Below are 13510 nucleotides of genomic sequence, written 5' to 3'. Positions count from 1 at the left end.
GAAGCCAAGTCTCACCGGCGGCGCAGGACCGCGCCGTCGCGGATTGTGTTGCGTCTCTTTCACGTCGCGCGCTGTTGAACCCTCAGGTGGAGGGAAACGGGGTTGCGGGGAAGAGAACGATGGTCGAAAATTGCTATTTTAAATTGAACCTCGTGGGCGGGATAAAGTTCCGTCTTGTGTGCAACTGAGGTGAGAATGGGAGGCGAGAGAAGGTGTGTAATGGGGGCGTGGGTCGACAGCATGTGTCTCTAATATGTGGTTTTGCGTCTTATTTTTTGCTGAACAGTCGTTAGGCTGGCATTTCTCCACCTGCCGCCGCTTCAACATCCTCAGCAATGCGCCGCAAAGGGTGGCGGGTCACGCCAGCCCAAGGCTGAGCCTGCAATCCCGCACCATATCCCCACGCAGAAGCACGCTCTGCTTGAGCGGGGGAAAGTGTGTTCGCCCCCGCATAGTCCCGGTTGCCATCGCGGATATCGGATGGCGCGGGCATCGCATTCATATCCAGAAACGCCGCCAAACGCGCCAAGGTTGCGGTGGGGTCGTTGACCAGATCTTCGTAGCGGACAGTGATCACGGCATGCAGGTAATCGATGTCGCGCCTTACGATGTCATAGGCGTCCAGCCAGTGATCCATCATCGCCGCGGGGTCCAAATCGACCCATTTGGACGTGGCGGCGGCGACTGCCTCTGGATGGCGAGTGACAACGACGAACTGCGACAGGGGGAAAAGTTGCTGATACAGCCGCATCCGTGTCAGGTTTACGGGCGACTTTTCGACCCGCCATGGGGCATCGTTGAAATAGGGTGCCCAGTCCCGCTCCAACCGCATTTGTGTCTCTAACCTGTCGAAATGCGATCCTTCGATATGGTGCTGCGCGGGGTCGGTGGCGAAATGCATAGGCACGCCATGCCGCGCGGTATGGGGGATGGCGCCTTGCAGATAGACGCCCTCATTTTCCGGCACGGGGGCGGCGTTGATCGCGCTGACATCGGGCAAATCACCGATCAGCCGCGCCACGAGGCTGGTGCCGGAGCGGTGCAACCCGCCGACGAAAATATAGCGATGTGGTGTCATGGAGGCCCCTTTGTCTTGCGAAAGTCAGGTAGGCTGTGGGGGAAGGGTGGCAAGGTACGCTATAGCAGCAGGGGTCACGGTGAAGTCGAAGCGAGGCCGGAGCGCGATGATAGAATTAGGTGGAAATTTGAGGGAGTGTAACGTATAAGTATCATTATAACGCATTATGTAATGTAAATATTACGAACTATTCCGGATACCGATGGCCAAACCAACACGCCCCTATTCGCCAACCGCCCGAAAGGCTGCCGAGCTTTTGGGGCTGATGGTCCGCGCAGCGCGGCTAGAGCGGAACATGACCGCGCAGGAACTGGCGGAACGGGCAGGGGTCTCTCGCCCGCTGCTGTCGCGGGTGGAAAAGGGCGATATGACCGTATCCCTTGGTGCCGTTTTCGAAATCGCGACCATCCTTGGCGTTCCGCTATTTGAGGAAGATGACGAACGGCTAACCACGCGGCTCGCCACCGAGCGGCGGGCAAATGCGCTGTTGCGTCAGCGTGCCTTCCAAGCCAGCCGCGGGAAGTTAGACAATGACTTCTGACCTGCTAAAACCGACCAAGACCCTCTATGTCTGGATATTCCTGCCCGGTGCAACCGACCCTGTGGTCGCTGGCCGTGTCGAACTTGTGGGCCAGCTGTATCAGTTTACCTACGGTAAAAGCTATCTGCGCAATCCTGATGCGATACCGATTTTCCTGCCAGAACTGCCTTTGGTCGAGCAGATCCATGTGCCCGCCGCCCCCCTGCAGATCGCAGGTTGTCTGCGCGACGGGGCACCTGATTTCTGGGGGCGCCGGGTCATTATCAACCGGTTGACCGGTGCCAAGGGCATCGCCATGGACCTCGATGCGCTCGACGAGATGAACTATATGCTGCAATCCGGCTCCGATCGGATTGGCGCGCTGGACTTCCAAACATCCGCGTCAGAATACATGCCGCGACTGGCGGGGGAGGTTGCGCTCTCGACCCTTATAGAGGCTGCGGATCTTGTGGAACGTGGCGTGCCCCTGCCGCTGGAGTTGGATGAAGCCTTGCGCCACGGGACGTCCATCGGCGGGGCACGGCCCAAGGCGCAGGTCACGGATGGCAATCGCAAGATGATTGCGAAATTCAGCGCTTCCAACGACCAGCATTCAGTGGTGAAGGGCGAATATATCGCGATGAAGATTGCGCAGGCCTGCGGTATGAACGTCGCTCCGGTCGAGCTTCGCCAGGTCATGGGCAAAGATGTGCTGCTGATCGAGCGGTTCGACCGGATCAATACGAGCCAAGGCTGGACACGGCGCGCGATGGTATCTGCGTTGACCATTCTGGGGCTCAGCGAGCTTCAGGGGCGCTACGCAAGCTACGAGGATCTTGCCACCCATCTGCGCACAGCGAGCGTCACGCCAAGCGCGGATCTACAAGAATTATTCGCGCGTATGTGCTTCAACATTATCGTCGGTAATACCGATGACCACGCCCGCAACCACGCTGGGTTCTGGACGGGGGAACAGCTTCAGTTGACGCCGGCCTACGACATCGACCCGCGCCCGCGGGCATCATATGAAGCCAATCAGGCCATGGCGGTACGGGGGACAGATCACCGCGCGAACCTTTCTTTGGCGTTGGATGCGGCAGGTAGCTTTGGGTTGGATCAGGATCAGGCTGAAACGATTATCCTTGGTCAGGTCGAGGCGATCCGCGATCTGTTTGATGAAATGGCTCGAGACGTAGATTTGACGCCTGCAGATGACACAGCTTTACGGGAGCGGGCGTTTTTACGTGAGTTCGCATTTGATGGGCTTACAGGTAGGTTGGCCGCCCTACTTGGGCATTTTCATTCGCATTAAGCCGCACCATTTTATCAATTGAAAAAAGTGCTTATAGGCTGTGGGTCTTCTTCAGAGTTCCGACATTGTCATGACTTTACCCTATTTGAACTATTCAAATAGGGTAAACTGATACTCACCGTTGGGTGTCCTCAGGTGTCAAAGCTGAGCGGGCTAAATATCCGCCTGCGAAATCTGTGTTTCCGCTTCTAGTATGAGCTGGCTAAGGGGCATGCCAAAGACATCGCTCATACGCCGTAGTGTATCCAGCGTTGGCTGATGTTTCCCTCGTTCGAGCAGGGATACATAGCGCATACTTCTCCCGGCCCTATGGGCCAGCTCCTCTTGGGAAATATTCAACGCTCGGCGATGCTTTCTTAGAACCGAGGCTAGTGCGGTCAACAAAGGGTCAATATGTGGAGTATCCATCGCTGGACATAGGGAGTAAATCTTTGGTTGCGGCTATGAAGTAAACTGTGAATAATCCATTTGTGATATATAATTTTGGTACCCACATTTTGGAGAAATCTGTAGCTATGAGTAGGCTTGTTTGTACTGAAGAGCAGTTGAGTTCGTTGATGGCAAAAGTAGCGAAGCTGGTTATTGAAGAGCTTGAAGGCACCCAAGACCATAATTCCTCAGGCCCACCCAATTATCCATCTAGGCAGAGAGGTAGGCCGAGATCGATTTACACAAGGCAGTTACATTTAAGGGTCCTACCTGAAGACGCGGAATGGTTTCAGAAAACATGCGAAGAAATGGGTCTTCAACAAGGTGCATTCATGTCGCGCATCAGAGAAGCCTATCGCCAGCAGTCGGTGGACAAATTCGATTATTAACGACGAGATTTGCATATCAGCCAAACGATTTGGGCCTACTTGGGACATTATCGGTGGCTAAGGCCTTGCCGCAATTTTTTTCGTTAAGAGATAGGTGCTAGCTGGAAGAACCCGATGCGAAGGGATGCGATCAATCCCACTGCACAAGCGCTTTCAAACTCACCCAAAACAAATCTTAATTCCGACGGGAACCATAAGGTAACTTTACTGTTATCTTTGTGAAGCTTGCAATCTGAGCTCTGAATAAATCGAAAATTTTTTGGAGGCTGATATGCGCATCATGCATATTTCGCTGGGCGGGTGTCTATCCGCTCCGCCCGTTAAGTACGGCATGACGGAAGATACCGGTGGGCATATCGCCTATGTTCTTGGCGCTGCGATGGCGCAAGCAAAACTCCCTGAGGTTGAAGAAGTCACGATTGTCACGCGGCTGTTTGATGCGCCGGAGTTGGGGGTTGTTTTTGCGCAAGCCGAGGAAGAGATCGCGCCCAAGTGTCGGGTGGTGCGTCTGGCATCGGGTCGGGCTGAGTATTTGGAAAAGGGTGATTTGGTGGGGGAGCTTCCCTCGCTGCAAAACGCATTGTTAGAGACGCTTGAAGCCATGGGCGCGGCGCGGCCGGATGTGATCCATGCGCATTTTGCAGATGCGGCGGAGCTGGCGCTGTCGGCGCGGGAGAGGTTCGGGATTCCAGTGCTTTATACCGCGCATTCGCTGGGGGCGGAGAAGTTGGGGCCGGGAGAGGCTCCCTCGGCGGAATTGAAGGCACGGATTGCGCGGGAGACGCGTGCGCTGTCCGAGGTGGATGCGATTGTCGCCTCGTCGCGTGATGAGGTGGAGCGGCAGATCCCGAAGTTGGTGTCAGCTGCAGAAGGGCGTGCGCATCGGATTGGACCGGGGGTTTGTGTAGAGGCGCAGGGCGACGCGGCGCGGGCGCGGCAGATGCTGGGCGGGTTTCTGCGGGATGTGAGCAAACCCATCATCCTTGCCATCGCGCGGCCCATTCGGAAGAAGAACCTGCGGCGGCTGGTCGATGCCTATGCGTCTGATTGTACACTGCAAGACCGTGCGAACCTTGTGGTTATCGCGGGGCTGCGGGATGGCTTGGGACAGGGGTGTAGCGAGCGCGATGCGGTGATTGCGGATCTGTTTGACGGGGTCGACCGCCATGATCTTTGGGGTAAGGTGGCGCTGCCACGACAACACTCCGCGCAGGATATCAGCGACCTTTATGCGCTGGCGGCCGAGGGCGGTGTGTTCTGCAATCCGGCGTTTCACGAACCCTTTGGGTTGACCCTGATCGAGGCCGCGCAGGCGGGTGTGCCCTTGGTGGCGACGCAATCGGGCGGGCCGTCGGATATTCTGCCGGAGCTTGGTTTTGGTGCTTTGATCGACCCCTATGATACGGCGAGCCTAGCGCGCGGGCTGCGCGACGTGCTGACCGCGCCGGAGCGTGAACTGGCCGCGCGGCGGGCGCAGCGTATTGCGCGGCAGACATATGATTGGACGGCTTGGGCGATCCGGACGCAAGCGGTGATGGAAGGGGTGGTCCGCGGGCCGCAGGATCAAACCGTCGCTGTTCAACAACATGAGCACCTGCTCGCCTGCGACATCGACAATACGCTGACCGGCTGCCGCAATGGCGCGCGGGCTTTTGCCCAGTGGCTGGGGCGCGAGGGGGAGCGCTATGCTTTTACCGTCGCCACAGGACGCTCCATCGCAGAGGCGCAGCGGGTGCTGGCGGAATGGGATCTGCCCACGCCGGATACGATCATCAGCTCGACAGGCACAGAGATTTGGCGCCGTACGGGCAGTGGTTTTACGCTATGTGAGGAGTACGCAGCGTTGATCGTGCAGGAGTGGGACGCGGCGGCAGTGCGTGCGGCGTTGGAAGGCACCCACGTGCGTTTCCAGCCGGTTTATGACCAACGCCGGTGGAAGGTCAGCCTATTTGGTACCATCAGCGATGTCCCCGGGGTCGAGGCGCGGTTGCATCAGGCGGGGGTCTTGGCCCGCATCATTCCGTCCCATGAGAAATTCATCGACATCATCCCCGCACAGGCCGGCAAGGCCGCCGCGATCCGGTTCGAGGCGGCGCGGCGTGGCATGTCGGACGGCAGCGTGATCGTGGCGGGCGATAGCGGCAATGATCTGGATATGCTCTCGCGCTTCGACAACGCCGTACTGCCTGCAAATGCGCTGGCGGAACTGGATGGTCTGGCCTCGGTCTATCGCTCTTCGCTGAAACATGCGGCGGGGGTTTTGGATGGGGTGCAATATTACCGCACACCGCAGCCGATGCTGATGGCGGGCGAATAACCATGCGTGATTTTCCTGACGTACCCCTGCGGCCCTTCGGCTATTTCGTGCATCACCAGGGGCGGGGCCACGCAGAGCGCTGTGCCGCCGTCGTCAACGCGCTGCCCGAGGCGCGTCCGGTGCGAATTTTCTGTGCGCGCGACGATATTTTCCCGCCTTTGCGCGAGAATGTGACAATAAAAAAGCTGCCCTCGCTGTTCGAGGCGCGGGGGGATGAGCCGCGTGGCACCGCCTTGCTCGATACGCCCGACACGACCCATTGCGCGCCTGTCGGCTGGTCCGGCATCCGCGAGGCGATGGCCACGATGGCGCAATTCTTTGCCGCTGAGGCACCGGAGCTGATGATCGTCGATGTCTCGGCCGAGGTGGCGCAGCTGGCGCGGCTCTGCTCGGTGCCGCATGTCAAAATACTGCAGCATGGCGACCGTAGTGATGTGGGGCATCGTGCCGCTTATGACGGCGCCGCGGGGTTGCTCGCCCCGTTCCATGCGGATTTGGCACAGGAGAGTTGGCGCGCTTGGGCGGAGAAAATTCACTACGCTCCGGGGCTGGGGGTGAATGTGTCGCTGCCCAAGCCCGACGATGCCCGCGGGACACTGAAGCTCGGCAAACGCCCCATGGCGCTGGTGGTCTGTGGCGGTGGTGGCAATGGCATTTCCGAAGCCGCCCTGGGCGTCGCCGCGCGCAGCTATCCGCAGATGGACTGGATCACCATCGGCGAGGTGCAGCGCGATTGGCATGCGACCTTGCCGCCGAACCTGATCCACAAAGGCTGGGTCGACAACGCGCCCCACTATATCGCGGCGGCGGATCTGGTGATCTCGTCCACGGGCAATACGACCTGTGCCCAAGTGCTCACCGCTGCGAAGCCCTGGATCGTGGTGCCGGAGTGGCGCTATTTCGATGAACAAGTCGAGAAAGCGCGCGCTTTGGGCCAAGCCGATGCCGCGTTGCATTTGCCGCATATGCCGAGCTCTGCCCATGCTTGGCGCGCGGCGGTTGAGCAGGCACAACGTCAGCATGATCTCGTGCGGCAACGGGCTTTGGCAGGGGGCAGTGACGCGGCGATCCGGACCGCGCAGTGGCTCGGAAATCTGGCGGACCGCCTCTGGGACCGCCCGGAAATTTCAACATCTTTAAAGGAGGTTCACCATGCGTGACGTATCCGTTCTGACCATCGCCCGCGGCCGCGAGGCGCATTTGCACAATGTTATCCGTGGCTTGGCCGCGCAAACCGTGCCCCCGCGTGAACTGGTGATCGCCGCCATGCAGGATGAGCTATACGAGGGTCTGCCCGACGCGCCCTTTCCCATCCATCAAATCCAGGTCACCCGCCCCGATGGGGAGCTTCCCCTCGCCGCCGCGCGCAATGCGGTGGCGGCCAAGGCAAGCGGCGCCGTTCTGGCCTTTGTCGATGTCGATTGCATCCCGCACCCCAAGCTTGTCGCCGATGTGGCGGAAGCATGCCACGAGGGCCGCGGGCTGGTGATGGGCGAGGTCGCGTATCTGCCCAAAGGTGCGACAGAAGGCGGCCTCGATTTCGATCATTTCGACAAGATCGGCGTCAAGCACTCCGACCGGCAGGGCCCTCCGGCGGAGGGTCTGCGCTATTGCGAGGATTACCGCTGTTTCTGGTCGCTCAACTTCGCAATGCACCGCGCCGATTGGGGACGCAGCGGCGGGTTTGACGAAGGCTATTTCGGCTATGGTGGCGAGGATACGGATTTTGGCCGAGTGCTCGACGCCCGCGGGATCGATATCTGGTGGATGAAGGGGGCCAAGGTCTATCACCAATATCACGATCACTGCATGCCGCCGATCCACCATGTGGAAGCCGTGGTGCGCAACGCCGAATATTTCGCCACCCGTTGGGGGCATCGCACCATGGGCCATTGGCTACATGCCTTCCATTTGATGGGGCTGATCGACAACAGCGACGATGCGCTGACCATCCTGCGCACGCCAAATGATGCGGATTTCGAGATGTGCCGCCAGACCGGCGATATGCCTTACGCCAACAGCCGCCGGGTGATGGACAAGCTGTTGCGCGATTTGGACACCGAGGAAGAGCGCCGTGCCGCCGCCCAAGCGGGCGAGGACCGCATCTCTGCCATCGCGGCGGAGTGACGCCATGAAGATCGCTGTCATCGGACATGTGCGTTTTCCCATCGCGCGCCCCTTCATGGGTGGGATGGAGGCGCATTGCTGGCATCTCTGCCGCGGTCTTCAGACGCGGGGTCATGATGTGACTTTGTTTGCCGCCGGTGACAGCGACTGGGGTGGCAAGGTCGAGTCCGTCATGGACGTTCATTATGACCGAGAGTTCCCTTGGCACAAATGGCACGGCACGCCGGAGCTGACGGGGCATTTGGATGCGGCGTTCGAGCGTCTCCTGCCGCGCCTGGCCGAGGGCAGTTTCGATGTGGTGCACAACAATTCTCTGCACCGCTTCCCCCCGCGCTTCGCCGCGCGGCATCGGATCCCTATGGTGACTTCATTGCATGTGCCACCGTTCGATGTGCTGAAACGTGCCGTCGCCGATGGCGGGGCACCGTGGTCGCTGTTCACCACCTGCTCGCAGCGGCAATTGGGAGCGTGGTTTGATGACGCAGATGCTCCCTTCGCCCGTGTTGTACCGAATGGAATCGACCTAGCGGATTGGCCGTTTAGTCCGGAAGGCGATGGCACTGCAGTGTGGATGGGCCGCATCACGCCCACCAAGGGGACGCACCTGGCCGCTCAGGCGGCTAAGATTGCTGGCATCCCTTTGAATATTTACGGCACGATTGAGGATCAGGGTTATTTCGACACTGAAATTGCACCGTTGATAAATGAGGGTGTGCAATACGGCGGTCACCTACAAGGCGTTGACCTGACCGAGGCCATCGCCCGCGCCTCTGTGCTGCTGTTCACGCCGCTTTGGGACGAACCCTTCGGACTGGCGGCAATTGAGGCGATGGCTTGTGGTCTGCCGATTGCGGCGGTTGAGAATGGCGCGATCCGTGAAGTGGCGGGGGATGCGGCGCGTTATGCTGGGGCGGATGCTGGGGAGTTGGCCAAGGCGTTGAGGGAGGCGATCGGCATTCCCCGCTGGGCCGCACGGGAGAGGGTTGAGAGGTTGTTTACCGTGGAGCATATGTTGGGGGCGTATGAGGTGCTATATGGTCGAGCGATTGACGCTGTAGGGCATGTATCCGATGTACCTAGCTTCGAGGTATTTGAATTGCCACCAGCTTTGATCTAAAGTCTCGTGTGAGCGATTTTAAGTAGATGACGGCACCAGCACGAACTATAAACCAAACATGGGAAAGCGCTTTCTATATAGAATAAAACTTACCGGTTTGGTGCATACGAACATCTAGCCGTTATGTAGCTCCACAATAGTCTTGTAGAGCGATGGTTTGATGCATAACCATGTGCGTAAAATTTACCAGCCGCTCAGTCTGAAAGCCTACGGATTTTGTCGGTATCGATCATCGCGCTAGCGGTGCGAGAATACCCGTACGGGTTTCCAGCGTCGTCGAGCTTGATCGGGTTGGTATACCAGTTTGGTGCGATGATCACCCCCCAATGCATAGCTGCTATATAAACCGGCTGAAACGTCATTCTTTGATCGCCTTGGGGGTCTGGGCCGATGTAGTAGCGGTGCTAGCCTTTTTCGCCTAGGCACCATTCTGCCTCAACGGGCCGAGCGTTTTCACGGAGGCACGAACTTAGATCGATGGATCGACGAACAGGGTCGAGACCAAAATGATATACGTTACTGCCCATTCCATATCCTTCGGCTCGGCTTCCGGCGTGTCGTTCATCGTCTTCAGCGGCTCGCGCCAAGCGCCTTCCACGTTCACCACGTCCTAAGGCGCGAACTATTTTAAACACGCAGCCTTTCCTCTGCTTCGGCGGCATCGGCAGCGCGAGCGGCCTCAACGTCATCGCCGTGATTGGCACCATAGGTTGAATAGAATGAAACTGTGATCTCAGGCACCATGAAACTCCCTTCCGCAACTTTCTCATTGCAAACGTTAGGCTGTTCAGAAGGGACCCGAATGCTACGAGTTTTACGGATTAAGATTTGTAATTGGAACCATCCTAAATATTCAATCGAAAGGCCTGTACCGTATTTCATCTAGAATACAACTGTGGTACATATGTATTCTATCGAGCGGAATATAGGAGGTGAGAGCGATGGAAAATAAATATGGAACTCTTGAGGAGGCGGTATCTTCGGCATTTGCCAACGCAAAAAAGCAGGAATATCCACAAGATTGTTTGGCTGCTCAACGCTATATCATCGAAGGCGGTCAAAGTATGTGGGAGGTATCTCTCACAGAAGGTATCGATGATAGCTTGACCCATATCTCTGACGAACCGACGGATTTTAAAACGGAAGCAGAAGCGATCAGCCTAATTAAAGGTTGCTGGGACAATGAATGGGACGAGGAAGCCTAATTATGAAAGAAGCCAAAAAAACGAGCTTTTCAATGAGTGCAAATACTGCCCGTGTTCTGGAGCGAAACCGCCTACTGTCGGATCGATCGGCGAGGCTTAATCAAATCGTTGCTCGCTATGACATGCTTGTTGCGAACGAGCGCCAAATGGTAGCAGTATTAGCAGACAACGATTTCCTTGGGTTCGTCATTGCGGAATGGCTTGAGGTATATCCAATTCAACTAAGCCTCCCTTGGATCGTAGATATGGTTTACCAAGAAAGAAAGTTAGATGGCTATGATGTTCCTGATGAAGGAGAATACACTAGGTTGGTCGAAAGTCTTAAAAAGCTCACGCTTACCCAACAAGTGGCTTTGGTGGAACTGATCGAAACTCGCCGTGCCTAAGTTTGAAGTGGTCCCAGCAGTTTTGCAGCTTTTCTAAGGTGTATCGGGTTTAGATTTCATGCTGCTTTTTGCTCTTCCAAGCCTGCCCAATATTCATCGTCCCGCGTTTGCCGATCAAGCGCGGAATGGGTCCGCTCGGTGCTGTAGAATGCAACCCAGTTTTTGACGACCCTTTGCGTCTGGAAACCGTCGCTGATCTCTTCGAGATGAATCGCTTCCTGTTTGAGGCTGCGCCGCAATCGTTCAATAAGGGTGCTGCCCAGGTGTTGACCGCGCCCATCCATCGAGAGGCGTACCCTGCTTTAGTCAGTGTAGTTATCCATGCCGATCCGGTGAACTGGCTGCATTGATTGTCTGACGTCAGCACCTGTGGGACAGATTTGATGATTTGAACAACGGAGGGTTTCTGGTTCATCGTAGCCTTTAAGGAGCGAAGATGAACAAGAAGTCCGGAACATCGAAAGATGCAGCTGACAAGCTGGTCAAAAACATCCGCCGCAAGACCCGCCAGGCCTACTCGGCGGAGGAGAAGATCCGCATTGTTTTGGCCGGATTGCGCGGGGAGGAAAGCATCTCTGCGTTATGTCGCCGCGAGGGTATCTCTGACAGCCTGTATTATACTTGGTCGAAGGAATTCCTTGAGGCTGGAAAGCGTCGCCTTTCCGGCGATACAGCGCGTCAGGCGACATCGCCTGAGGTGAAGGATCTGCGATCCGAGCCCATGGCTCTGAAGGAATGCGTGGCTGACCTAACCCTTGAGAACCGTCTGCTCAAAAAAAGCATGACAGGGGCTGGGGAGTTCGAGGAATGAGGTATCCAGCAACCGAGAAATTGGAGATCATTCGCACAGTTGAAGGGTCGCATCTGCCAACCAAGAAGACCCTTGATATGCTGGGCATCCCGCGCACCACATTTTACCGATGGTATGACCGATATGTCGAAGGTGGCTTTGATGCCCTGGCAGATCGTTCGCCACGTCCAAAGTCGGTCTGGAACCGCATCCCTGATATCCGCCGTGACGATCTGATCGAGTTTGCGTTGGAGCATGAGGCACTGACCACACGCGAGCTGGCCGTTAAATATACCGATGAGAAGCGATATTTTGTCTCTGAATCATTGATTTACCGCATCCTGAAAGCCGCTGATCTGATTACTGCGCCGGACTACGTGGTGATCAAGGCCGCCGATGAGTTCACGGACAAGACCACCGCCATCAACCAGATGTGGCAGACTGACTTTACCTACTTCAAAATCATTGGCTGGGGCTGGTATTACCTGTCCACCATCCTCGACGACTACAGCCGCTACATCATCGCCTGGAAGCTCTGCACGAACATGCAGGCCGAGGATGTGGCCAGCACGATCGAGCTGGCGCTTCAGGCATCGGGCTGCGACCAAGCCGTGGTCCGACACAAACCCCGTCTGCTCAGCGACAACGGCTCCTGCTATATCTCTGGCGATCTGGCCAAATGGCTGACCGATCAGAAAATGGACCACGTTCGCGGGGCGCCATTCCACCCACAAACCCAGGGCAAAATCGAACGCTGGCACCAGACCATGAAGAACCGTGTTCTGCTGGAGAATTACTACCTGCCCGGTGATCTCGAGCAACAGATCGGGGCCTTCGTCGACTACTACAACAACCAGCGCTACCACGCGAGCCTGAACAACGTCACACCCGCCGACGTCTACTTTGGACGGGACAAAGTCATTCTGAGAGAAAGGGAGAAGATCAAGAAACTGACGATCCGACAGCGCCGCTTGCAACATCAAAAACAAGCCGCATAATCAATCACGCAACCGAACCAGAGCCTCCAATGTTCAAGCCGCTCTGATGTCCCATTTTATATGACGACTGACAGGATGATGTCTCCCAAAGTTGGGCCATATCGCCTCTTTCACGGATCGTTCTTGCATCTAACTCATTGAAATTTATCATTTTGGTAACGCCTACACATCTTTAGTCCTATTCTCTACCAAATGTAGCATTTTCAACTACTTACTTCATAAGAGTTACTTCAACTGTTGATTGTCACTGAGAACTGATCCCCGGTATTTTAACCGAGATTTGACCCACCCTCAGTTATGCGCCGTGATCAATGACGCGGTTAATATTTTGGTCTCCTTTGCAAATTTCTGCAAGCAATGCGCCGCCCCCACCTTCCTTGTGATCGTCTGATCTGAGATTAAGCCCCTATGGGTGGACTACCAGGGAGTTTCTCTATGGTGCGGTGAACGGAGTTTCTCAGTGACATTGATATGGTTGTGGGGCCGCGCCGTCACCGCCGTTGGCCGGATGCGGTTAAGGCGCAAATTGTTGCCGAGACGCTGGTGGAGGGTGCCTGGGGTGGACGCAGTGGCGCGGCAGTATGAGTGCGGACCAATCATTTGGCGGAATGGCGGCGCATGGCGCGGGAAGGCAAGCTGGTTCTGCCAGCTTTGGCTGAAGAACTAAGCTTTGCAGCGCTTGTTGTTCGCGAGGATGTCGATGTGTCGCCTGAACCTGCGCAGCTGTCGCCGTTGAATCTGATCTGTGGTGATGTCACCGTGCGCGCAGCACATAGGCAGCGTGGATCTGGCGGCTTCTCGCCAGACGCCTAGGGAAATTGGAAGTCTGTGATTGTGATCGT

The 13510-nt window shown here is 56.7% G+C and carries 14 protein-coding genes and 1 pseudogene; 10 read left to right on the top strand and 5 right to left on the bottom strand.

Annotated elements, in window-relative coordinates; genetic code table 11:
- Nucleotides 1–289: 289 nt before the first annotated feature.
- A complete protein-coding gene (locus ABM428_RS17595; protein WP_353628680.1) occupies nucleotides 290–1078 on the bottom strand; it encodes a sulfotransferase in 789 nt (262 codons plus the stop codon).
- Nucleotides 1079–1280: 202 nt separating this feature from the next.
- Here ABM428_RS17595 and ABM428_RS17590 point away from each other — a divergent pair, with 202 nt between their 5' ends.
- The gene (locus ABM428_RS17590) at nucleotides 1281–1619 is read left to right on the top strand and encodes a helix-turn-helix transcriptional regulator (RefSeq protein WP_353628679.1); all 339 of its coding nucleotides are present in this window, start codon (nucleotides 1281–1283) and stop codon (nucleotides 1617–1619) included.
- On the top strand, nucleotides 1609–2910 hold the full coding sequence (locus ABM428_RS17585) for a type II toxin-antitoxin system HipA family toxin (RefSeq protein WP_353628678.1): 1302 nt from the start codon (nucleotides 1609–1611) through the stop codon (nucleotides 2908–2910). Before ABM428_RS17590 ends, ABM428_RS17585 begins: the two co-directional genes overlap by 11 nt.
- 153 nt (nucleotides 2911–3063) lie before the next feature.
- Here the strand turns inward: ABM428_RS17585 and ABM428_RS17580 are convergent, their stop codons facing one another.
- Nucleotides 3064–3318, bottom strand: a complete 255-nt coding sequence (locus ABM428_RS17580; protein WP_037941572.1) for a helix-turn-helix domain-containing protein — start codon at nucleotides 3316–3318, stop codon at nucleotides 3064–3066.
- 741 nt (nucleotides 3319–4059) lie between these two features.
- Between ABM428_RS17580 and ABM428_RS17575 the strand changes: the two genes are divergently transcribed.
- The 4 genes from ABM428_RS17575 to ABM428_RS17560 are packed head-to-tail and all read left to right on the top strand — an operon-like array spanning nucleotide 4060 to nucleotide 9289.
- The gene (locus ABM428_RS17575; RefSeq protein ID WP_353628677.1) at nucleotides 4060–6045 is read left to right on the top strand and encodes an HAD family hydrolase; all 1986 of its coding nucleotides are present in this window, start codon (nucleotides 4060–4062) and stop codon (nucleotides 6043–6045) included.
- A 2-nt stretch (nucleotides 6046–6047) separates the two neighbouring features.
- The gene (locus ABM428_RS17570; protein ID WP_353628676.1) at nucleotides 6048–7205 is read left to right on the top strand and encodes a glycosyltransferase; all 1158 of its coding nucleotides are present in this window, start codon (nucleotides 6048–6050) and stop codon (nucleotides 7203–7205) included.
- Nucleotides 7198–8172, top strand: coding sequence for a glycosyltransferase (locus ABM428_RS17565; protein ID WP_353628675.1), 975 nt, complete (start codon nucleotides 7198–7200; stop codon nucleotides 8170–8172). Before ABM428_RS17570 ends, ABM428_RS17565 begins: the two co-directional genes overlap by 8 nt.
- A gap of 4 nt (nucleotides 8173–8176) precedes the next feature.
- Nucleotides 8177–9289 (top strand): glycosyltransferase, encoded by a 1113-nt coding sequence (locus ABM428_RS17560; protein ID WP_353628674.1) that lies wholly within the window; start codon nucleotides 8177–8179, stop codon nucleotides 9287–9289.
- Nucleotides 9290–9758: 469 nt separating this feature from the next.
- Here ABM428_RS17560 and ABM428_RS17555 read toward each other — a convergent pair whose 3' ends face one another.
- Together ABM428_RS17555 and ABM428_RS17550 are read right to left on the bottom strand one after the other, a co-directional pair.
- A complete protein-coding gene (locus ABM428_RS17555) occupies nucleotides 9759–9887 on the bottom strand; it encodes a hypothetical protein (RefSeq protein WP_353628673.1) in 129 nt (42 codons plus the stop codon).
- Nucleotides 9888–9916: 29 nt separating this feature from the next.
- Nucleotides 9917–10171: a hypothetical protein gene (locus tag ABM428_RS17550; protein WP_353628672.1), complete on the bottom strand. Its 255-nt coding sequence runs from the start codon at nucleotides 10169–10171 to the stop codon at nucleotides 9917–9919.
- A 59-nt stretch (nucleotides 10172–10230) separates the two neighbouring features.
- Between ABM428_RS17550 and ABM428_RS17545 the strand changes: the two genes are divergently transcribed.
- Nucleotides 10231–10494 (top strand): hypothetical protein, encoded by a 264-nt coding sequence (locus ABM428_RS17545; RefSeq protein WP_353628671.1) that lies wholly within the window; start codon nucleotides 10231–10233, stop codon nucleotides 10492–10494.
- Nucleotides 10495–10496: 2 nt separating this feature from the next.
- The gene (locus tag ABM428_RS17540) at nucleotides 10497–10880 is read left to right on the top strand and encodes a hypothetical protein (protein ID WP_132998258.1); all 384 of its coding nucleotides are present in this window, start codon (nucleotides 10497–10499) and stop codon (nucleotides 10878–10880) included.
- A gap of 56 nt (nucleotides 10881–10936) precedes the next feature.
- Here the strand turns inward: ABM428_RS17540 and ABM428_RS17535 are convergent.
- Nucleotides 10937–11167: pseudogene (locus tag ABM428_RS17535) on the bottom strand (integrase core domain-containing protein); the annotation flags it as partial.
- Nucleotides 11168–11316: 149 nt separating this feature from the next.
- On the opposite strand from ABM428_RS17535, the gene ABM428_RS17530 reads away from it, so the two are divergent.
- Together ABM428_RS17530 and ABM428_RS17525 are read left to right on the top strand one after the other, a co-directional pair.
- Nucleotides 11317–12668 (top strand): IS3 family transposase gene (locus ABM428_RS17530; RefSeq protein WP_353628670.1). Its coding sequence is split into 2 segments (ribosomal slippage): nucleotides 11317–11653 and nucleotides 11653–12668, totalling 1353 coding nucleotides; the frame shifts between segments, so codons are not numbered across the junction.
- Between the two features lie 585 nt (nucleotides 12669–13253).
- The gene (locus ABM428_RS17525) at nucleotides 13254–13481 is read left to right on the top strand and encodes a hypothetical protein (protein WP_353628669.1); all 228 of its coding nucleotides are present in this window, start codon (nucleotides 13254–13256) and stop codon (nucleotides 13479–13481) included.
- Nucleotides 13482–13510 lie beyond the last annotated feature (29 nt).

This window comes from Sulfitobacter sp. TCYB15 (genome assembly GCF_040435955.1).
GTDB lineage: Bacteria > Pseudomonadota > Alphaproteobacteria > Rhodobacterales > Rhodobacteraceae > Sulfitobacter > Sulfitobacter pontiacus.
The sequence above is the reverse complement of the archived record's forward strand: the minus strand, read 5'-3'. Positions and strand labels throughout refer to the sequence as shown.

Excerpts from the sequence above, each read along its gene's own strand:
- ABM428_RS17595 (WP_353628680.1), bottom strand. The coding sequence starts at position 1,078 with ATGACACCACATCGCTATATTTTCGTCGGCGGGTTGCACCGCTCCGGC.
- ABM428_RS17590 (WP_353628679.1), top strand. The coding sequence starts at position 1,281 with ATGGCCAAACCAACACGCCCCTATTCGCCAACCGCCCGAAAGGCTGCC.
- ABM428_RS17585 (WP_353628678.1), top strand. The coding sequence starts at position 1,609 with ATGACTTCTGACCTGCTAAAACCGACCAAGACCCTCTATGTCTGGATA.
- ABM428_RS17580 (WP_037941572.1), bottom strand. The coding sequence starts at position 3,318 with ATGGATACTCCACATATTGACCCTTTGTTGACCGCACTAGCCTCGGTT.
- ABM428_RS17575 (WP_353628677.1), top strand. The coding sequence starts at position 4,060 with ATGACGGAAGATACCGGTGGGCATATCGCCTATGTTCTTGGCGCTGCG.
- ABM428_RS17570 (WP_353628676.1), top strand. The coding sequence starts at position 6,048 with ATGCGTGATTTTCCTGACGTACCCCTGCGGCCCTTCGGCTATTTCGTG.
- ABM428_RS17565 (WP_353628675.1), top strand. The coding sequence starts at position 7,198 with ATGCGTGACGTATCCGTTCTGACCATCGCCCGCGGCCGCGAGGCGCAT.
- ABM428_RS17560 (WP_353628674.1), top strand. The coding sequence starts at position 8,177 with ATGAAGATCGCTGTCATCGGACATGTGCGTTTTCCCATCGCGCGCCCC.
- ABM428_RS17550 (WP_353628672.1), bottom strand. The coding sequence starts at position 10,171 with ATGAAATACGGTACAGGCCTTTCGATTGAATATTTAGGATGGTTCCAA.
- ABM428_RS17545 (WP_353628671.1), top strand. The coding sequence starts at position 10,231 with ATGGAAAATAAATATGGAACTCTTGAGGAGGCGGTATCTTCGGCATTT.
- ABM428_RS17540 (WP_132998258.1), top strand. The coding sequence starts at position 10,497 with ATGAAAGAAGCCAAAAAAACGAGCTTTTCAATGAGTGCAAATACTGCC.